Genomic DNA, 19,741 nt, shown 5'->3' with positions numbered 1-19,741 from the left:
CAAGTAGTGCCATATAAAGAGCGCGTTAATTAGCGCGCTCTTTCGTTAATCATCGTAGTAACTATTCTTTTTCTTCCAGTCTTCTTCTGAGCTCAAAAATTCGTCCCATTCACCGTTTTGTTCAAGCTCAGCTTGTGCTTTTGCATTGATCTCTTCAGTACGTTGATCTGCTTTCTTATTCAGCTCTGCCATTTTTTGTTTGTATGCCTGAATATTTTGCATCGCAGAAGGGTGCGTTGATACGTCACTTAACACCTCAATGGCACTATGGTAGTTGTGGATAGCAACACGCGGTTTACCTGCAAGCTCGGCTTGCTTTGCTTTCTCTGCAAATAAATCTGCCTTGGATTGTCGCGCTAGAAAACCTACATGAGCCATCTGTTGCTGGGCTAAATCAGGTGAAAGCTGCGATTTTTTACGCCAAAAATGCAGCAACTTATATAAGTTTTGCAGCATGATGCGTACCTCGCGGGCTTTCTCAGTTGAGTCAACCTTAACGGGTGGAAGCTTTTTCGGGTTTTCTTGGAGTTCCTTTATAGCTCGCTCGTCTTCTTGGATGTAACCGGCATGTTTAGACGAGGGTTTGAATTTAGTGAGTTCTTTGATGGTTTCGATGGATTGCTCGTGCAGAATTTTTCTCAAAGTAGGGTTGAGGTACTGCGGTGGCATGTTAGATAGAATGTTTTGAATGTTGGTGTGTCGGTCTTGTAGTTTGATGATCAGACGTAATCGCTCAATACGCGCCTTCTCTCTTGCCTGAACGAATACGATCAATGCAATACCTGCGCAAATAAGGCTTCCAATGGCGATGGTAATCGTCACTGCCGACATAAACTAATCTCTAAGCTTGTTGTGATAAATTGTTGTTTTATTTGAGTGTAGCTCAAAATTTGATCACTGCTGCAAAAAGCCTGACTGCTCAGGCGTCTAGCATGACAACGACTATTAACATGGTGAATAGCTTTGCACGTTGTCAGTGGTTGGGATTTGAACGATTTTCATGTACTATCTTCGCCCCTTTTTTAGACGTTTCTCGACTTTTTATCAAGGTATTGAGAGCGGTTTTCTAAGTAATTAAAGCGTTGAGGCGAATACAAATATGACAGAACGCGTTCAAGCTGCGGGCCTTCAGGTCGCAAAAGAGCTATACGATTTCGTAAACGAAAAAGCAATTCCAGGCACAGGTGTTGATCAAGAAGCATTTTGGTCAAGCTTCAGTGCTATCGCGAACGAACTAGCACCACGTAACCGTGAGTTGCTTGCAAAGCGTGATGATATCCAAGCTAAGATTGATGCTTTCCACACCGAGCGTAAAGGTCAAGACTTCGATTTCGCAGAATACAAAGCATTCCTACAAGAGATTGGTTACCTTGTAGAAGAAGGTGCTGACTTCGATGCAACTACTCAAAACGTAGAGCCAGAAATTGCTGAAATGGCTGGTCCTCAGTTGGTTGTACCTGTAATGAATGCACGTTTCGCATTGAACGCTTCTAACGCTCGTTGGGGTTCACTATATGATGCGCTTTACGGCTCTACTGTTATCTCTGAAGAAGGTGGTGCAGAGAAAGCAAAAGGCGGTTACAACAAAGTACGTGGCGACAAAGTTATCGCATACGCACGTGGTGTTCTTGATACAGCGGCACCATTGGCTTCTGGGTCACACGTTGGTAGCACTAAGTACGCAATTGAAGGCGGCAAGCTTGTTGTGTCTTTGGCTGACGGTTCAACAACTGGCCTAGCACAAGAAGAGAAGTTCGTTGGTTACACAGGTGATGTTGCGGCGCCGACTTCTATCCTTATTAAGAACAACGGTCTTCACATTGAAATCTTGATCGATGCAGACAGTCCAATTGGTTCAACTGACGCTGCTGGCGTTAAAGACCTAACTATGGAAGCTGCACTAACTACCATCATGGACTGCGAAGACTCAGTAGCAGCTGTTGATGCAGAAGACAAAGTTACTACATACGGCAACTGGTTAGGCCTTATGAAAGGTGACCTTGCTGAAGAAGTTTCTAAAGGCGGCAAAACCTTCACGCGTGTTATGAACAAAGACCGTGAATTCACGGGCACTGATGGCAATACGTTCTCATTGAAAGGTCGCTCAATGCTATTCGTTCGTAACGTTGGTCACTTGATGACTAACCCAGCGATTCTTCTTGAAGACGGCAACGAAATTCCAGAAGGCATCATGGACGGCGTGATCACAACCTTGATCGCTATTCACGATTTGAAAGGCAACAGCCCATTCCAGAATTCAACAACTGGTTCTGTAAACATCGTTAAGCCTAAGATGCACGGTCCAGAAGAAGTTGCATTCGCAAACGAATTGTTTGGCCGTGTTGAAGATGCACTTGGTCTACCACGCTTCACAATGAAGATGGGTATCATGGACGAAGAGCGTCGTACCACTGTTAACTTGAAAGAGTGTATCCGCTCTGCGAAAGACCGTGTTGTATTCATCAACACTGGCTTCCTAGATCGTACTGGTGACGAGATCCACACTTCAATGCTTGCTGGTGCATTCGTACCAAAAACAACTATGAAGCAACAAACATGGATTGGTGCATACGAAGACTGGAACGTAGATACAGGTCTTGAAACATCACTACAAGGTCGTGCGCAAATCGGTAAAGGCATGTGGCCTATCCCTGATGAGCTTGGCATGATGATGGAACAAAAAGTAGGTCACCCTAAAGCGGGTGCAAACACTGCTTGGGTTCCTTCACCAACAGCTGCAGCCCTTCACGCAATTCACTACCATCAAGTAGATGTATTTGCGGTACAAAACGAGCTTAAGTCTCGTGAGCACGCAAACGTAGATGACATTCTTACTATCCCGCTTATGACGGCTGAGCAAAGAGCTGCGCTTACTGAAGGTGAAATCCAGAAAGAACTCGACAACAACTGTCAGGGTATTTTGGGTTACGTTGTACGTTGGGTTGATCAAGGTGTTGGTTGTTCTAAAGTTCCAGATATCAACAACGTTGGTTTGATGGAAGACCGTGCAACATTGCGTATTTCTGCGCAGCACGTTGCGAACTGGTTAGAGCACGGCGTATGTTCAAAAGAGCAAGTTGAAGAAAGCTTGAAGCGCATGGCTGCAACCGTTGATGAGCAAAACGCAGGCGATGCCGCTTACATCAACATGGCACCAAGCTTCGATACGATTGCTTTCCAAGCAGCATCTGATTTGATCTTCAAAGGTAAAGAGCAACCAAGTGGTTACACAGAGCCACTTCTTCACGCTTACCGCTTGAAGTTTAAAGCTGCTAACTAATCTATTTGTGTCATGCCGGACTTGATCCGGTAATCACATCGTAGATGAGTTTCGAAAATCGCATTAGGTGAACGCTTAATGCGGTTTTTTTGCGTTTGAGCTATAGCAGGAAGCATAGGTGTGGAGTCACTCTAAGTGACTACATGTCGTCATTCACGTGTAGGCGGTACAAAAGCGCTTTAGCTCGTTAAACGACCAACGGTCGGCTCGAAGGGTAAGCGAGCCATATCATCTATTGTTTTGATCATATTTGTACTATCGGTATCGTTACCACTGAGAGTTAAGTCTGTCTTGTTACGGCTTCCTTCTGATATTGTTTTATAAAACAATTAACTAAACTTTTTCTCCTGGGTTTATACGGATCTGTGTAAACCCAAGTATTCTTTCTGCGAAAAGAGAATCTTAGTTTCTAGTGATAGGGTGCTATTTAAGTGATTGAATCAATTAAACAAAAATGGAATTTTGATCATCGTGAAGACGCGTTGCCGTCTGCGGTTTATAGAGAATTCCATATAATAAGCTGTTAAGTGTCACTATGACTGAGAGAGAATTCAATCGACTGCTGTATGAAAATGACATAGATCGCAGCATCCATAGCTTGGGAAAGCCTCCAAGTGACTAGCTGAACAGCTTTTCTGCGGCTTCGTCGCTCCAAAACTGCCCCTGTTTGAGGCATTATGTGATGGTAATTTATAAACGAAGAATTTATGAACAATATTAGAACACTTCTTTTTGCACTTTTGTTGATTTCGCCATTTGCAAATTCTGCTGCAAAATTCACTGATGCAAAGATCGATTTTGTTTTCGCTGGATATTCTGATGGGAGCATTGCCTTCATACCTATCGGTGGAACAGTTAACCCTGCAAGATGCGATCAGACTCAGTCTTACGCGATGCTTCCTTCTTCTGACACCAGAGGGGCGCTTAGTATTCTGCTAGCTGCTAAAAAGGCAAATAAAAAAGTATACTTTTCTGTTCGAGATGATGTTTGTCATGCTTTTCCACAAACTGACAATCCTGGTTCATTTCCTGTGATTCAACGTATAGGAATTCGTGACTAATCACATAAAAAACCATCCAAGCGACTCCACAACGTCGCCCTTTTTTTGCAAAAAGAACTGCAGAAATTGGCCTCATTGTTCCGCGGCGGAAGGCGGCGTTATGTATCAAAATGGAGAGCGAAGATGAAGAAAGGAACATCGATCTTCTTCTGTCGAAAAATGGGGGCAGGAAAGTCCACTAAAGCTCGCGAAATTGCGCATAAAAGCAATGCAGTATTGCTTTCAGAAGATGAATGGCTCGCGTCACTTTGCCCAAATAAGATTTCGTCACTGAATGACTATATCGAATATTCAAATCTACTTAAGTCGCAGCTTAAAAAGCTTGTTCAAATTATTTTGTCTACAGGAATTAATGTAGTAATGGACTTTCCAGCAAATACTCTGTCACAAAGAGTCAGGTTTCGGAGTATTTTCGCCGTGATTGATGCTCCACATAATTTGATATACGTAGACCTGTCAAATGCGGAGTGCTTAAAGTAGATTGAAAAACCGCGCAAAGAACAGCTAGAAAGATCGGCAACAGATACACCGGAAATTTTTGAACAGGTTACAAAGTACTTTATGGCTTCTACCCCCGAGGAATGTTTCGATACAATCGCAGTGGCGAAAAATGGATAACAAAGCACTGCTATGCAAAATTTACTCGCTGGTGCTCCTAAATTTGCCGCAAATGCAGGCGTTAAGAGTATTTCGCATGGGTCGAATCGTCGCTCTTACAATTTACACGTTTTGTTCTGCTGCTAATGCGGAGATGCTGTGTTCAGCGGATAAGGAGCATGACTTAGTTATTGGTGAAAATCGGTACACCATGAAAGAGGCACTCAGTGCACTGGAAAGCCTTCAAAAGGAAATTCCGGACCTCATTTCCAAAGCTCATGATTCCCAGATTAATGTGGTTGAAGAAGCCCTGGAGATTGAAAGTAAAATCGATATTGTGCGACTTAGAATGTCTTCAGTATTACTGCAAGAACAGTTCTACCTTGGCTATCCGAATAAACTCGCAATAGTAGAAGGCGCGCTTTTAAAGCAGAATGTATTAGCTTTGAAGGCTAGTGGTAGTAAAGACGAATATGAGTCTGCACTTGAGCAGTTCTGTGATTATGTCCGGAGAGCGTCATATGTTGATTAACAATCCCCTTAACCAGTCAAAGCTGCGGACCGCGGCCTCAGTTTGAGGCGTTAGACTCTAAAGCTGGGAAATATGAATAATGAGTATTTTTGATGTCATGTTAGCTTTATGTACATTACTATGCTCGCTGGTTGCGGGGCTCCTATTCGCTTACGCAATCGTCATAATGCCCGGAATAAAAAACTTAGAAGACAAACAGTTTATTAAGGCTTTTCAAGTCACAGATCGAGTGATTCAAGATAATCATCCCGTATTTTTATTCGTTTGGGTCGGATCAGCTATTTCACTTATTTTTTGTGCTTTTACTGGTTTTTCAAAACTTCAAGGCTTGGACTTTTTCTTGCTTTTATCAGTTACGGCCGCTTACTTAGCTGGCGTACAGATATCAACAATTGCCATTCACTTGTCACTTAACAACAAGCTACAAGCGTGCGATGTTGAAACTATTAGCGTTGAGGAGTTACACAAGGCCCGCATCGGGTTTGAGCCTCGTTGGAATCAATCAACCCAAATCCGAACTATTATTGCTTGCGTTGTAATTTTTCTATTAATAGTTCTGGCTTTGAGGCAATAGTCACATGACGAATAAAGGCCTTATAAATTGCTCAAGCTTTTGCTTAGCTGCGCATTACTCACTATGAGATTAATCTTCACTCTAATAATCATGAGCGTAGTAACGAGTGCTCATGCTTTTAAGCCATCTTATTGTGACGATGCTCTGAGTCATTTTGCTATCAAATTGCAAGCAGGCGATAAGCTTGGTAACCCATCCTCGGCTTTGCCAAATGACGACTACAAATATGGTCATTTGCCAAATATTTGCATCTTATTCGGTATGAAAGAGGCGAGAGCTACAAACTGGTTGGCGCACAAGAGCAAAAATGCTTCTCGTGTCATATTGGAAGAGCGCGTTATTGAAACGCTGCAATCCAATTATTATGGTCCCTTTGATTTAGTGGATATCAGACAATAAAAGAATTGATTTTTATAGAATGGTTCTAATTCCCCTCAAGAAAAGTAGTCTTAAAGGAAAATAAATGGCTTATCTGTATTTGCTCATCGCAATTGTTTCGGAAGTAATTGGTACGAGTGCTTTGAAAGCATCGGAAGGGTTTGCCAAGCTTGGGCCGAGCGTTCTTGTGGTGCTTGGATTTTCTGTGGCGTTTTATTGCTTGTCGTTAGTGCTGAGATCTATTCCGATGGGGGTGGCTTATGCAATCTGGTCGGGTTTAGGGATTGTTTTGATCTCTATCGTTGGCTTTATTATTTTTGATCAAAAGATCGATGTTGCGGCGATAGTGGGTATTGTTCTCATCATTAGCGGCATTGTTGTAATGAATGTATTTTCGAGTACTGTGGGGCATTGAGAAATAAAACATAAAACGGGGATCATCTAGATTCTCAAGATAGCGTGCATATATTGATTAAAAAACGGCGCGTTATTGGTAAACATGAAATTGGAATTATGGAGTGCACAGAGACTGTGAGTACTGAACAAGATAAATATACAAGCGGGATTACGGTAAGGCGTGAAGTAATGGGTGACGCTTTTGTCGATAAAGCTTTAGATGCCGCGACTGATTTTACGCAACCATTGCAAGATTTGGTGACAAGAAATGCATGGGGCGAAACCTGGGTGCGAAAGGGTATCGATAGAAAAACGCGCAGCTTGGTGACTATCGCTACCTTGGCCGCATTGAAGGCTTCAACAGAATTAAAAGGACATGTGCGCGGTGCGTTGCGCAACGGCTGTACGATCGAGGAAATCCAAGAAGTATTGCTTCACTCTACGGTGTACTGTGGCATGCCGTCTGGTGTTGAGGCATTCCGATCAGCGAAAGAAGCGATCGAGGCGTGGCAAGCGGAGTCGGAGAACAGCTAACTCTGCGGTCTGATGATTTGATCTCATAAAAGCAAGCGGAGCCAATTTGCGGACAGCTTGCTCTTAACTATTTACTTAAGCAGTATTACCACCACCATTGGCGTTTAACGAAAGGCTTGTTTGGATCTTTGCGATTGCGAATATCCATGATGCGCCAGTTTTTGCTGATGAGTTGTGCGATTTGATAAATCGTTTCACGTGCTAATAAGTTCCTTGTTGAACCATTCCAGCTCTTTTGGTTCGTGAACTTGATTGCAGCGGTTGCATCAGGTGAGCGAGCTTTAAGCTTTTCTGCCATTGCCAAGGCTTCGGCCATTGGATCTTCTACGACGCGGGTTACTAGACCGTATTCGAGTGCTTTGTCGGCTTTTACTGGATCGCCAGTCATAATCAATTCGTTCGCGATGTCTTGAGAGATCGTGCTGCGAATCGTTTGCAGGCCAGCCATGTCTGGAACCATGCCCCATTTCGCTTCCATGATGGCAAGCTCTGTGTCTGGGCGTGCGTATCGCATATCGGCGCCGAGAGCCAAAGTCATTGCCATGCCATAACTAATACCTTGCATGACGCAGATCACTGGTACAGGAAGACGATGCCAGCCAATGCAAAACTGCTGAGCCATGTTGGTGCCCCAAGGATTTAGCTTCCAGCCGATCTTTGCGAACTGAATTGGCTTACCCATGATGCTCTTAATGTCGATGCCAGAACTAAAGTGCTCGCCCTTGCCTGAGATAATAACAACGCGAATGTCGCGATCTTTTTTAATGACCTTTTGCACATTGACGATGTCGCACATCAAGTCAAAGTTAAACGCATTGAATTTTTCGGGTCTGTTCAAAATAACGTGCGCGATGCCGTCTTCGACCTTGTAAATAATATGGTTGAACTTCATGGCGTTTTACTGTGTGTTTATTGTTTTATGGATGAAGAAGAGTAAAGCATGAGAGTGTTGGCTCTCATGCTTTGAGGTTGAGCTTATAGCGCTGCAGCTAGTTCTGCACCTTGTTTGATCGCGCGCTTAGCATCGAGTTCGCCAGCGAATTCTGCGCCACCAATCAAGTGATAGTTCGCGGTAGCTGAATCCTCAGTGTATAGCTCTTTGCGTGATTCTTGGCCTGCGCAAATGACCACATTATCGACATCTAGAAGGCGTTGCTCGCCATCGACTGTGATGTGTAGGCCCGCGTCGTCGATCTTGTCGTAGCTGACGCCGCCAATCATCTCAACGTCTTTCATTTTCAACACAGCACGGTGAACCCAACCAGATGTTTTGTTCAAGCCTGCGCCCAACTGACTCTTTTTCCGTTGAAGTAGGTAAACGTCGCGCTCAGATGCGTGTGGTTTCTTCTCAACGAGTTGACCTGGGTTGTCGCTGTTCACGTCGATACCCCATTCTTCGCTCCATTCTGCGATGCTTTGTGGGCGTGGTGTGCTATCTGCTTTGGCGCCTGGGTGCACAAGAAATTCTGCAACATCAAAACCGATACCGCCGGCGCCAATAACCGCTACTTTTTTACCTACTTCTGTGCCGGTTAAGACATCAAGGTAAGACAATACTTTCTTGTGTTCGATACCTTCAATCGGTGGCTTGCGAGGGTTGATGCCGGTGGCAACAATCACTTCATCAAAACCGCCTTTCTCGAGCATCTCAGCATCAACCTTGGTGTTGAGCTGTAGATTTACCCCTGATACTTCTACACGACGACCGTAGTATTTGATCATCTCGTAAAATTCTTCTTTACCTGGAATTTGCTTCGCGTAGTTAAACTGACCGCCAATCTCGCTTGCCATATCAAATAGCGTTACGTCATGGCCGCGCTCCGCAGCAACGGTAGAGGCTGATAAGCCTGCAGGGCCAGCTCCAATCACGGCAACTTTCTTTTTGTTAGTCACGGGAATGTAGACCAATTCTGTTTCGTGACATGCTTGTGGGTTTACTAAGCAAGATGCACGTTTCATTTCGAATGTATGGTCAAGACAAGCTTGGTTACAGGCAATACAAATGTTGATTTCGTCTGCACGATTTTCAGCCGCTTTGTTCACAAAGTGCGGATCGGCCAAGAATGGGCGTGCCATTGATACAAGATCTGCATCACCTGAAGAGATGATGTCTTCTGCAACACCTGGTGTATTGATACGGTTTGATGCACACACTGGAATCGATAGCTCTTTTTTAACACGAGCTGTCGCTTCACGGAAGGCAGCACGCGGCACAGAAGTAACGATGGTTGGAACACGTGCTTCGTGCCAGCCAATACCTGTGTTCATAATGGTAACGCCAGCGGCTTCTAGGGCTTTTGCTGTCTCGACGATTTCGTTGGCGGTCATACCACCTTCGACCAGTTCCATCATTGATAGACGGAAGATCACGATAAATTCTTCGCCTACCGCTTTGCGTACTTCTTTTACGATCTCAACTGGGAAGCGCATGCGGTTTTCGATACTGCCGCCCCATTTGTCTTTACGCTTGTTGACGTGAGGCGCCATAAACTGATTGATCAAATAGCCTTCGCTACCCATGATTTCAACGCCGTTGTAGTTCGCAAGTTTTGCGAGTTTTGCTGTTTTAGCGAAATCTTTGATGGTCGAGCGGATTTGTCGATCTGACATTTCGCGCGGCTTGAATGGGTTAATAGGCGCTTTTTTGGCCGACGCTGAGTGAGAGAATGGGTGGTAGCTATAACGTCCAGCGTGAAGGATTTGTAGGGCAATTTTGCCGCCTTCTTTGTGCACGGCGCTCGTGACTTTACGGTGGTTAGGAATATCTAGATAGCTATTGAATAGTCCGGCAGTAGGGTAGAACCAACCACGTTTGTTTGGGTTGTAGCCGCCAGTGATCACCAGTGCTGCGCCACCTTTTGCACGTTCCGCGAAGTATGCTGCAAGCTTGTCCATTTGCCAGAATCGGTCTTCTAGGCCGGTATGCATTGATCCCATAATGACACGATTTTTAAGCGTGGTGAAACCTAGGTCTAATGGTTCCAGCATGTGTGGGTATGGTTGGTTGCTCATAAAGCCTGACCTCTCAGAATATAAATAGCGTAAAACTCAACTTGACGGCGTCAAGATAACATCTATTTTGACAGTGTCAAGATTGATTTGTTATCTTCGCCAACATGAAAAAAAGCACCCGCAGTAATAAAAACGAAAACACCTACCATCATCAGGATTTGCGCAACACCTTGTTGGAAAATGCCGAAGCCTTGATGAGCGAGCGAGGTATTGCGGGTTTGACCTTGCGTGAGTTGGCGGAGCGATCGAATGTGTCGCGCCAAGCGCCATATCACCATTTTTCGTCTAAACATGCATTGCTGTGCGCGGTGGCTGAACGGTCTTTTGATGATTTAAATGCTTTGCTTGATCAGTCGGGTTTGAGTGATGATCCCGCATCGATTCAACAAAGGCTTAAAGACTACGTGATTGCCTATGTGCGTTATGCAGCAGAGAATCCTGAGAAGTATGAATTGATGTTTGGTGCGGTGACATGGCGGAACGAACCTTCACCAGAGTTGACGGAAAAAGGTCATGCAACCTTTCGACGCTATACAAAAATTATTAGTCAGTTAAAAGAGCAGGGAGGGATGCCGTCTTCGTTTGATGCAACGCGTATGTCGCAAACGACATGGGCGACCTTACATGGCTTGTGTCGTTTAAAAACAGATGGCGTGTTTGTGAGCCTTGAGGCGGTGGAAGAGATGTCTTTGTATGCGGCAGAGATGATTTTGTCGGTACTTAAAGGTCCGACAAAATCAGAATAGTGATTTTAGATCGCTAAACGTCTCAGTTCTGAAGACGGTGCAGAATGCAGCCATAAGTTTTCAAATTGATAACTGAGGCGTTGTAATGTCATTGGGCTTTCAACGAAGGCTTGGCCTTTGTATCCATGCTCGCGACGACGTTCAACGGCATGCAGGTCATCACAGAGATATAGCCACTCTTTTGGTGCGATGCGCTTGTCATGTATTTTTCTGATACTCACAAAGCTTGAAAGTCGTTGTGCTAAATCGAGAATTGCGCTGTGCCCTGAGCTCGGGTGGCGATCATTCTCGAGGAGTAAGCGCACTTCGACGTGTCGGCTGTGTAGCACTAGTTCTTGGATGTGCGAGATAACTTCACGATCATTCAAGATAGGGTCGTCAAGGCTCTCACACAGCATGAATACTTTTCGTTGCGCGTTGCAAATCACCATGCGGCAAAGATCACGATAACTTCCCATTGAGTCGAAGCGGATGCTACGCATATCGTTTTCTTTTTGCTTTTCGCTGGTTTTCTTGATTGGTTTTGGGTTGTCGCCAATCAATTTAAAGCGAGGGCCAAGAGAGTCTAAGTTTGGGTGAACAAGCTCCGTGAGGCTTGTTTTATCATGCATGCCTGGAATCGTAATGTTCTCTTCCATGAATCCGGCATCGAGAAATAACTGAAGTTGCTGCTCGGAAACGGCGGTATTCACTTCGTTCACGCCTGCTTTATGAAGCTGTTTCAAACTATGGTTTAAAACTACTTCTCCGAGGCGTGTCTTGATATGTTCTTGGGCAACACTTAGAAAGTCGAGTCTAGCAAATTGAGCTGCAGGACGTGCGCCGCTTGCGGCGATTACATGGCCATTGAATAAGGCAATGCACAATCGCGAACCAGATAAGATGCGAGAACCCTTTAGTTGCTCGACTTCTTTTCTTACTTCTACGGGAAGCTCATTTTCACGTAAATAGTTAATATTGACCGAAGCCATAGACGGCACCGTTATTCCTAGTCGTTATTGTTAGTCACTTTCTAATTGCAAACTGCCTTTGTTTAGCAGAATAGCAATGACTTCTTGAGTTTCTAGCATATTGCAATAAGTTAATAAACTCTGTGCGTCAAATTCATCTTCTACACATAAGTGTTGAACAAATGTTAAATGCGCATTGTTCAGCTTAAACGACTCGCCATCAACGGAGAGATATACGTCCTTGTCGAGCGTGGTGTAGAAGAAACGAGAGCCTTCGTTTTTATATACGACATCTGATTGAGATAGCCCTTCTAATGCGTCTTGCACGTCACTTATGTCGTCGTCTGGAATAAGTATTTGGTTGTTTTTTGGTTTTGATAAGAAGCTGCCAAGCCATTCATTGAACATTTCTTTATCAGAAATACTGTCGAGCAATAATTGCTGCAGTGCAGCTTTGTCGTTATCTGAAATCAAGGCGCTTTCATATTGATGTGCTCGATTAGGATCCGAAAAAAACGGGTTAACCTTTGCTTTTTCGCATAAATAATCGGTAAAGCTACTTAGGGCTTCTAGCGCCTTCGGTGCTCTGAATCCGACAGATAAAGTAATGCAGTCGTTTTCTGCAATGCCGTAATGCGCAAGCTTGGGTGGAACATAAAGAATGTCACCAGGCTTCAATACCCAGTCATCGCTTGTTTCAAATTCTTCTAAGATGCTTAAATTTGTATCTGATCTTGTTGGTGTTGTTGCGTCACACCATTGGCCTAAACGCCAATGGCGTTCACCATAGGCTTGCACCAAAAATACATCATAGAAATCACAGTGTGGGCCGACGCTGCCGCCTTTGGGTGCGTATGAAGCCATGATGTCGTCAAAGCGCCAATCAGGAATAAAGTTAAACAACTTTTTGAGTGCGTTGGCCTCAGGAAGCCAGGCATCTAGCTGTTGGATGAGAAGAGTCCAGTTGAGACCTTCTAACTCGGAAAATCGCTCTTCACTAAAGGGGCCTGTTTCGAGTTTCCAGTGCTGAGTGCCTTCTTGCTCGATAATGATTCGAGACTCAATGTCTTCCTCTAAGCTGAGGCCGGCCATTTCATCAGGCGTAATAGGAGATTCAAATTCAGGGAGGGCTTGACGAATGAGTAGAGGTTTTTTTTGCCAGTATTCGCGCAGAAAGNGCTCGGCGGAAATACCGCCAAGCACGTCTAATGGTTCGTTAGGCGTCAATGGCTTTTGCCTGATCGACAGCGTTACCGATGTAACTGCCCGGAGTAAGATCTAAAAGAATCTGTTTTGCTTCTTCAGGGATCTCTAGTTTGTTAACGAACTCTGTAATCGTCTCTTTGTTGATAGACTGACCACGCGTTAGCTCTTTCAATTTCTCGTAGGCTTGTTCGATGCTGTAACGGCGCATCACGGTTTGGATCGGTTCGGCCATCACTTCCCACGCATTGTCGAGATCTTGCGCGAGTTTGTTTGGATTGATCTCAAGCTTGTTAAGGCCTTTAAGTGTTGATTGGTAAGCAATTAAACCATGCGCTAAGCCTACACCTAGATTACGCAATACCGTTGAGTCGGTTAGGTCGCGTTGCCAGCGAGAGATCGGAAGTTTTTGAGCTAGGTGCGTTAATACCGCGTTCGCTAGGCCAAGGTTACCCTCTGAGTTTTCGAAATCGATAGGATTTACTTTATGCGGCATCGTTGAAGAGCCTACTTCGCCCGCTACCGTTTTTTGCTTGAAGTAACCAAGTGAGATGTAGCTCCAGATGTCACGATCTAAATCAATCAGGATTGTGTTGAAGCGCGCAACAGCATCGAACAATTCAGAGATGTAGTCGTGCGGTTCAATTTGCGTGGTGTAAGGGTTGAACGTAATGCCGAGTGATTCAACAAAGCTTTTCGCGTGAGCTGGCCAATCAGTGTTCGGGTAGGCAGAGTAGTGCGCGTTGTAGTTACCAACGGCACCGTTAATCTTGCCAAGGAATTTTACTTCTTTGATTTGAGTTAGCTGACGATTAAGTCGTGCAACAACATTGGCTAATTCCTTCCCCATTGTAGTCGGCGATGCGGTTTGGCCATGCGTGCGAGATAGCATCGGCTGTTCTGCAAGATCTTGCGCTAGCTCGCTGAGCTTAGTCACAACAGCTTGCATCTCTGGAAGTACACTGCTTTCTAGACCTTGTTTAAGCATCAATGCATGCGACAAATTGTTGATGTCTTCAGAGGTACATGCGAAATGCACAAATTCTAGGCTCTTCGCTAAATTTGGTAGCGAATCAGCAACAGCTTCGAATTTTTCTTTAATAAGGTATTCAACTGCTTTCACGTCGTGGTTTGTGGTGCGCTCAATCGCTTTCACGCGCAAGGCGTCGTCTTCGCTGAATTCATCAACGATAGCGTTTAAGAAATTGTTTTCTTCATCTGAGAAAGCAGGTAATTCAATGATGTCGGAGTGCTGAGCAAGCGCTTGTAGCCAGCGAATTTCAACGGTAACACGTGCGTAAATAAGGCCGTATTCGCTGAATGCTGCGCGTAAGCTGGAAGTTTTGCTTCCGTAGCGACCATCGATGGGTGAGATTGCGGTTAGTGCGCTTAGTTCCATAAGACTACTCTACTTGTCGTACCTGCTTTAGAAAGGCCGCGAGTTTACTACAAACAATTAGGTGACGAAACTTAGAAGTAAGAGGTTTATATCAGGATGGAATTTAGCGACTTGGCTGCCTTGCGGATCTTTCCTTTACCAAACAGAAATTGCCAACGATGACCGCCGAGTTGTCGCCATAATGTTGCGGATCTAATACCTGCAAGAAGTAATGCGCGAATCTTTGCGGCGTTGTGTTCCACTTGCAGATGACGGGCATGGCCAGATACCTGAATACGCATATTAAATGTGCTAATGCTTTCTTGGTAAGTAGAAGCCAAATTCGCGATGACGTTCTCGTGATCAATGCCAAAGTGAGATACTTGATTAGACGCTAGCTCGAGTTTATTTCCTATCAAGGAAAGCATATCGCTTTGTTTGCTTAGCTTTTGTTGCAGATGTAAAAGCGCTAGTGCGTAACGGAGTACTTGTGGGTTTGCATCGACCCCTGATTCTCCTAAGCAGCCTAGTAAAGCTTGTTGCCCTTTTTTAAGAGCATGCAAGTCAGAATAGATATCTTGTGCATCATTGGGGTTCGTGTTGAAAAGCGATTCAATCAACACGTTTTGTGCATCGTGATCACAAGAGCCATTGCGCGCAATGCTATCTACCAATACGCAGCATTCGAATAAGCCAGATAGTGCCAGTGCCTTATTCTGATCGTTAGTTAAGCTCATCGTTAGGCTCGCTACTAGTAGATGCAATGATCCCACCGCCGAGGCAACGATCTTCAATATAGAAAACAACCGATTGGCCTGGGGTAATGGCTCGTTGGGGGGTGTCAAACCGCACGCTAAGATCTCCGTTATCTAGCTTTTCGACATGACAAGACTGGTCTGCTTGTCGATAGCGTACTTTAGCTGTACAAGAGAAAGGCATGTTTGGTTCACCATTAATCCAATCTAGATTTTTGCAGATCAACTGATTTGCAAAGAGCAGTGGATTATTCTTTCCTTGAACAACGACCAGAGTGTTGTCGTCTAGATTTTTTTGCGCGACATACCAAGGTGATTCGTCATAGTTTTTTAAGCCGCCAATACCGAGGCCTTGTCGCTGACCGATAGTGTGATACATCAAACCTTGATGCTTGCCGATGGTGTCTCCTGTATCGGTAATGATATCGCCTGGTTGCGCTGGCAAGTACTGTTTCAAGAAGTCTGAGAATTTTCTCTCCCCAATGAAGCAGATGCCGGTGCTATCTTTCTTATCGTGCGTTACTAGGTCATGCTGTTCTGCGAGTTTGCGCACTTCAGGTTTTTCGATCTCTCCCACTGGGAACAGAGTTTTTGCAATCTTGTCGCCACCAACAGCATACAAGAAGTAGCTTTGGTCCTTGTTAACATCTAAGCCTTTCAATAACCATGCTTCGCTGTCTTTATCCTGCTTGCGCACGTAATGCCCTGTCGCGATGTAGTCTGCACCAAGAGTTAATGCATAATCCAAGAATGCTTTGAACTTAATTTCTTTGTTGCACAAAATGTCTGGGTTGGGTGTGCGACCAGCTTTATATTCCTCTAGGAAATACTCGAATACGCGATCCCAGTATTCAGCTGCGAAATTTGCTTGATGCAGTTTGATCCCAAGTTTGTCGCAGACTGCTTGTGCGTCATTTAGATCTTCAATCGCTGTGCAGTACTCAGTGCCGTCATCTTCATCCCAGTTTTTCATGAATAAGCCTTCAACTTGATAGCCTTGTTGCTGAAGTAAAAGTGCTGATACAGAAGAGTCTACACCGCCTGACATGCCGACGATGACGCGAGTTTCATTGGGAGATTTCATTAAGTACCTTTCGTTAAAACGCTGCGATAGTTAGCGTAGTTGAAGAGCGCGGATTGTAACCGCTTATGGTTAAAAAAACAGCAGTTTGTTTGTTAATGCTCGTAGATGAAATCTAATGGGGTAAGCGGCTTATTTCGTGCATCTTCAAGGCATTTTAAAACCAGAGGGCTGCGAAGATTTTCACTTTCGTTTTGAATTTCCTCAAAGCTCAACCAATGGGCCTCAAGAATGTCGGTATCAAGACTTTGACGCGTATTGCTGATAGGTTTGGCCAAAAAACAATAACGATGATAACAGATGCCGTTTTGAGGCGCTGTGTAGACATAAAGTCCAATTAGACCTACTAGCTCGACTTGCCATGCGGTTTCTTCGAGTGTTTCTCGAACAGCGGCAGTCAAAATAGATTCTCCCTCGTCGACATGCCCTGCTGGTTGGTTAAATACGCGTTTCCCGTGGCTAAGTTCTTCAACCATTAGATATTTACCATCTTGCTCTACCACGCAAGCAACGATGGCATGAGGCGTCCAAATATTTGTCATGACTCAGTTCTTTTCTTTTGATAATTACGAGGTTTGTTACTTTGCTTGGGTAAATGAACTGTTTCTGTTCGCATCTGTCCTGGTTTTAAGTCATCGAGTTTCCAAGGGCCGATGGCATGCCGAATCAGTCTAAGTGTCGGGAACCCTATATGTGCGGTCATTCTGCGAACTTGTCGGTTTCGACCCTCTGTAATGATGATTTCAAGCCAGCTTGTTGGGATGTTTTTTCTGTCGCGTACTGGAGGGTTTCTCTCCCACAAATCCGGAGGGGCGATCAATCGTGCTTTGGCTGGTTTCGTTGGACCATCTTTGAGAGTGACGCCTTTTTGAAGTTTTTCCAAGTCTCTATCATTTGGAATACCTTCGACCTGAACTAAATAAGTTTTGGGTAGCTTGTGTTTTGGATCGGCGATGCGTGACTGCAATTGACCGTCATTGACCAACAGCATTAAACCTTCAGAGTCGTAATCAAGGCGACCAGCTGGATACATGTCTTTGGTTTTGATGAATTGGGCAAGTGTGGACCTGCCTTCACGATCAGTGAATTGAGACAAGACGTTGAAGGGTTTGTTGAATAACAGTAGGTCAGCCATAAACTCGCTCGCAGATTACGTGCGAAGTCTACCAGAGCTATTCAAACAAAAGTAACTTTCTGAGGCGCACGAGAACGCCCCAGAATCACTAATAGCAACCCTTACATTATAGGGGCTTTAGCTTCTTCAATGTTTGAAGAAGTTTCGGAAACAGCCGCGATGCTCGGCGCTGCTTGTTCTTCTACTGAAATTACTTCGTCGTCAAGATTCGCTACTTGATTTTGTGCGACTTCTGCTGACTGTATATTTACAGCGTGCACGCCTTTGTTGCTCGGCTGTTTTTCAAACATCACCGACTGTCCAGCTTTTAAGGTTTTATACCCATCCATTTGAATTGATGAGAAGTGTGCGAATAGGTCTTCAGTGCAGCCGTCTTCAACGATAAATCCATATCCCTTTGCGTTGTTAAACCACTTAACTTTACCTTGGTACATGAGGTGACTCCCGTGTCGTTTGCAGGGTCTAGTTCCAACCACCTAGATAATCCTGCTGCGTTTTATTTTTATTCGTAAGCTGTAACGTGTTATTTGTTACAGCGTGTTAATTCTGGTTGGTTTTTAAACAGTGTCAAGTTCTTCTAACGAAAAAATTGACTCATCACACAAATCAGTTTTCAGAATTTCACAAATTTAATCCTGAGAACGGAATTGATGGTGCAAACTGTTAGGTGACACTTTGCGATGTAAAATAATGTTGAAATAGGCCGATTTGACGGTTTAAACGTATTGAAATATGTGAATGTGAACCCATTTAACATTTGTGTAAAAAAACGTTTCGGGTAATGAGTAAGTTGAAAGATAGTCTACTAGTATTGAATCAGGGCTCAGATGTGGACCCGAGCCAACCGAATCAGGATGATGGATTGCTTTTGGCGCCAGATAAACCGGCACTGAAACGCCCCTCGATGTACCAGGTGGTGATGTTAAATGATGACTTCACACCCATGCACTTTGTTGTTGAAGTGCTGGTTCGATTTTTCGCAATGAACGAAGAGAAGGCTACGCAAGTCATGTTGGCCGTACATACACAAGGAAAAGCAGTGTGTGGGATTTATTCGAAAGACATTGCCGAGACCAAAGTGGCGCAAGTAAATGAATACTCAGCTGAGTGCGATCATCCGCTACTTTGTGAACTGCAGAAGCAAGATTAACCTGGATTGGTCGGGGTACAAATATGCTAAGTAAAGATTTAGAGCTAACGCTAAATGAGGCATTTAAGAATGCTCGAGACAAACGTCATGAGTTCATGACGGTTGAGCATTTGCTACTAGCCTTGCTAGATAACGACTCTGCCTTAAAGGTTTTAGATTCATGCGGTGTTGAGCTCGCAATACTTCGTCAAGAGCTGACAGAGTTTGTTGATTCAACAACGCCTTTAATTCCAAGCGCCGACGACGAGCGCGAAACACAGCCTACTTTGGGCTTTCAACGTGTCTTACAGCGCGCTGTTTTCCATGTTCAATCTTCTGGGAAGAAAGAAGTTACTGGTGCAAACGTACTGGTGGCTATTTTTAGTGAGCAAGAAAGCCAAGCGGTATATGTGCTGAAAAAGCAGAATGTGGCGCGTATCGATGTCGTGAATTTCATTTCACACGGTATCTCGAAAGTTCCTGGGCAAGCTGAAGAGCAAAACACTGATTCAGAAATGGCTGAAGAAAGTGCCGAGGGTTCTGGCCAAAGCAATCCGCTTGAAAGCTATGCTGAGAATTTGAATGAAGTTGCGCTACAAGGACGCATCGATCCTTTGATTGGACGCGATCACGAAGTAGATCGTGTTGTTCAAATTCTTTCTAGACGTCGCAAAAATAACCCGCTTTTGGTGGGTGAAGCTGGTGTCGGTAAAACTGCGATTGCAGAGGGCCTAGCTAAGAAGATTGTTGAGAATGAGGTTCCTGAGATCATTGCAAATGCTGAAGTTTATTCTTTGGACTTGGGTGCTCTTTTAGCTGGAACTAAATATCGCGGTGATTTTGAGAAGCGGTTCAAAGCGCTATTAGCAGAGCTTAAGAAACGCGAGCACGCGGTTTTATTCATCGATGAGATTCACACGATTATTGGCGCTGGTTCAGCATCCGGTGGTGTCATGGATGCTTCTAACCTACTTAAGCCATTGTTGAGCTCAGGTGAGGT

Annotated in this window: 22 protein-coding genes; 11 read left to right on the top strand and 11 right to left on the bottom strand. The window is 44.5% G+C overall.

What is annotated here, in order from left to right; genetic code table 11:
- Positions 1 to 45: 45 nt before the first annotated feature.
- Positions 46 to 831 carry a hypothetical protein gene (locus A3738_RS20445; protein ID WP_068473702.1) on the bottom strand — a complete coding sequence of 262 codons (786 nt, stop codon included), beginning with the start codon at positions 829 to 831 and terminating at the stop codon, positions 46 to 48.
- Positions 832 to 1,099: 268 nt separating this feature from the next.
- Between A3738_RS20445 and A3738_RS20440 the strand changes: the two genes are divergently transcribed.
- The 8 genes from A3738_RS20440 (at position 1,100) to A3738_RS20405 (ending at position 7,352) form a co-directional block, all read left to right on the top strand.
- The gene (locus tag A3738_RS20440) at positions 1,100 to 3,280 is read left to right on the top strand and encodes a malate synthase G (RefSeq protein WP_068476523.1); all 2,181 of its coding nucleotides are present in this window, start codon (positions 1,100 to 1,102) and stop codon (positions 3,278 to 3,280) included.
- A 707-nt stretch (positions 3,281 to 3,987) separates the two neighbouring features.
- Positions 3,988 to 4,341 (top strand): hypothetical protein, encoded by a 354-nt coding sequence (locus tag A3738_RS20435; protein ID WP_068476521.1) that lies wholly within the window; start codon positions 3,988 to 3,990, stop codon positions 4,339 to 4,341.
- 123 nt (positions 4,342 to 4,464) lie between these two features.
- Complete coding sequence (locus A3738_RS20430) at positions 4,465 to 4,821, top strand: ATP-binding protein (protein ID WP_231876713.1); 357 nt, start codon at positions 4,465 to 4,467, stop codon at positions 4,819 to 4,821.
- Positions 4,822 to 4,951: 130 nt separating this feature from the next.
- The gene (locus A3738_RS20425; protein WP_068476519.1) at positions 4,952 to 5,470 is read left to right on the top strand and encodes a hypothetical protein; all 519 of its coding nucleotides are present in this window, start codon (positions 4,952 to 4,954) and stop codon (positions 5,468 to 5,470) included.
- A 79-nt stretch (positions 5,471 to 5,549) separates the two neighbouring features.
- Positions 5,550 to 6,044 (top strand): DUF1772 domain-containing protein, encoded by a 495-nt coding sequence (locus A3738_RS20420; protein WP_082878646.1) that lies wholly within the window; start codon positions 5,550 to 5,552, stop codon positions 6,042 to 6,044.
- A 90-nt stretch (positions 6,045 to 6,134) separates the two neighbouring features.
- Positions 6,135 to 6,443 (top strand): hypothetical protein, encoded by a 309-nt coding sequence (locus tag A3738_RS20415; protein WP_068500731.1) that lies wholly within the window; start codon positions 6,135 to 6,137, stop codon positions 6,441 to 6,443.
- Positions 6,444 to 6,507: 64 nt separating this feature from the next.
- Entirely contained in the window at positions 6,508 to 6,837 is a 330-nt protein-coding gene (locus A3738_RS20410) for a multidrug efflux SMR transporter (protein WP_068476514.1), read from the top strand.
- A gap of 116 nt (positions 6,838 to 6,953) precedes the next feature.
- The gene (locus A3738_RS20405; RefSeq protein ID WP_231876712.1) at positions 6,954 to 7,352 is read left to right on the top strand and encodes a carboxymuconolactone decarboxylase family protein; all 399 of its coding nucleotides are present in this window, start codon (positions 6,954 to 6,956) and stop codon (positions 7,350 to 7,352) included.
- A gap of 85 nt (positions 7,353 to 7,437) precedes the next feature.
- On the opposite strand, the gene A3738_RS20400 is transcribed toward A3738_RS20405, so the two are convergent.
- Both A3738_RS20400 and A3738_RS20395 read right to left on the bottom strand, forming a co-directional pair.
- Positions 7,438 to 8,244 carry a crotonase/enoyl-CoA hydratase family protein gene (locus A3738_RS20400; RefSeq protein ID WP_068476512.1) on the bottom strand — a complete coding sequence of 269 codons (807 nt, stop codon included), beginning with the start codon at positions 8,242 to 8,244 and terminating at the stop codon, positions 7,438 to 7,440.
- Positions 8,245 to 8,327: 83 nt separating this feature from the next.
- Positions 8,328 to 10,364, bottom strand: a complete 2,037-nt coding sequence (locus A3738_RS20395) for an NADPH-dependent 2,4-dienoyl-CoA reductase (RefSeq protein WP_068476510.1) — start codon at positions 10,362 to 10,364, stop codon at positions 8,328 to 8,330.
- A 104-nt stretch (positions 10,365 to 10,468) separates the two neighbouring features.
- Here A3738_RS20395 and A3738_RS20390 point away from each other — a divergent pair, with 104 nt between their 5' ends.
- Positions 10,469 to 11,110 carry a TetR/AcrR family transcriptional regulator gene (locus A3738_RS20390; RefSeq protein ID WP_068476508.1) on the top strand — a complete coding sequence of 214 codons (642 nt, stop codon included), beginning with the start codon at positions 10,469 to 10,471 and terminating at the stop codon, positions 11,108 to 11,110.
- A 5-nt stretch (positions 11,111 to 11,115) separates the two neighbouring features.
- Here the strand turns inward: A3738_RS20390 and A3738_RS20385 are convergent, their stop codons facing one another.
- The 8 genes from A3738_RS20385 to A3738_RS32420 form a co-directional block, all read right to left on the bottom strand.
- Complete coding sequence (locus A3738_RS20385) at positions 11,116 to 12,081, bottom strand: hypothetical protein (protein ID WP_068476505.1); 966 nt, start codon at positions 12,079 to 12,081, stop codon at positions 11,116 to 11,118.
- Between the two features lie 30 nt (positions 12,082 to 12,111).
- A complete protein-coding gene (locus A3738_RS20380; RefSeq protein WP_068763814.1) occupies positions 12,112 to 13,287 on the bottom strand; it encodes a cupin domain-containing protein in 1,176 nt (391 codons plus the stop codon).
- Positions 13,277 to 14,662: an adenylosuccinate lyase gene (gene purB, locus A3738_RS20375; protein ID WP_068476501.1), complete on the bottom strand. Its 1,386-nt coding sequence runs from the start codon at positions 14,660 to 14,662 to the stop codon at positions 13,277 to 13,279. The genes A3738_RS20380 and purB overlap by 11 nt, the downstream gene beginning before the upstream one ends.
- 86 nt (positions 14,663 to 14,748) lie before the next feature.
- Complete coding sequence (gene hflD, locus A3738_RS20370; protein ID WP_068476499.1) at positions 14,749 to 15,378, bottom strand: high frequency lysogenization protein HflD; 630 nt, start codon at positions 15,376 to 15,378, stop codon at positions 14,749 to 14,751.
- On the bottom strand, positions 15,365 to 16,480 hold the full coding sequence (gene mnmA, locus A3738_RS20365; RefSeq protein ID WP_068476497.1) for a tRNA 2-thiouridine(34) synthase MnmA: 1,116 nt from the start codon (positions 16,478 to 16,480) through the stop codon (positions 15,365 to 15,367). Before mnmA ends, hflD begins: the two co-directional genes overlap by 14 nt.
- 92 nt (positions 16,481 to 16,572) lie before the next feature.
- Complete coding sequence (locus A3738_RS20360; RefSeq protein WP_068476495.1) at positions 16,573 to 17,019, bottom strand: NUDIX hydrolase; 447 nt, start codon at positions 17,017 to 17,019, stop codon at positions 16,573 to 16,575.
- Positions 17,016 to 17,612: a pseudouridine synthase gene (locus A3738_RS20355; RefSeq protein WP_068476493.1), complete on the bottom strand. Its 597-nt coding sequence runs from the start codon at positions 17,610 to 17,612 to the stop codon at positions 17,016 to 17,018. The genes A3738_RS20360 and A3738_RS20355 overlap by 4 nt, the downstream gene beginning before the upstream one ends.
- 101 nt (positions 17,613 to 17,713) lie before the next feature.
- The gene (locus A3738_RS32420) at positions 17,714 to 18,046 is read right to left on the bottom strand and encodes a cold shock domain-containing protein (RefSeq protein WP_068476491.1); all 333 of its coding nucleotides are present in this window, start codon (positions 18,044 to 18,046) and stop codon (positions 17,714 to 17,716) included.
- A gap of 347 nt (positions 18,047 to 18,393) precedes the next feature.
- Here A3738_RS32420 and clpS point away from each other — a divergent pair, with 347 nt between their 5' ends.
- Together clpS and A3738_RS20340 are read left to right on the top strand one after the other, a co-directional pair.
- On the top strand, positions 18,394 to 18,762 hold the full coding sequence (gene clpS / locus A3738_RS20345) for an ATP-dependent Clp protease adapter ClpS (protein ID WP_068476489.1): 369 nt from the start codon (positions 18,394 to 18,396) through the stop codon (positions 18,760 to 18,762).
- Positions 18,763 to 18,785: 23 nt separating this feature from the next.
- Positions 18,786 to 19,741: Clp protease N-terminal domain-containing protein (locus tag A3738_RS20340; RefSeq protein WP_156504371.1), on the top strand; the 956-nt coding region annotated here is incomplete at its 3' end.

The organism is Oleiphilus sp. HI0066 (assembly GCF_001635725.1).
Note: the sequence above shows the minus strand (reverse complement) of the source record. Positions and strands in the feature narration are given on the sequence as shown.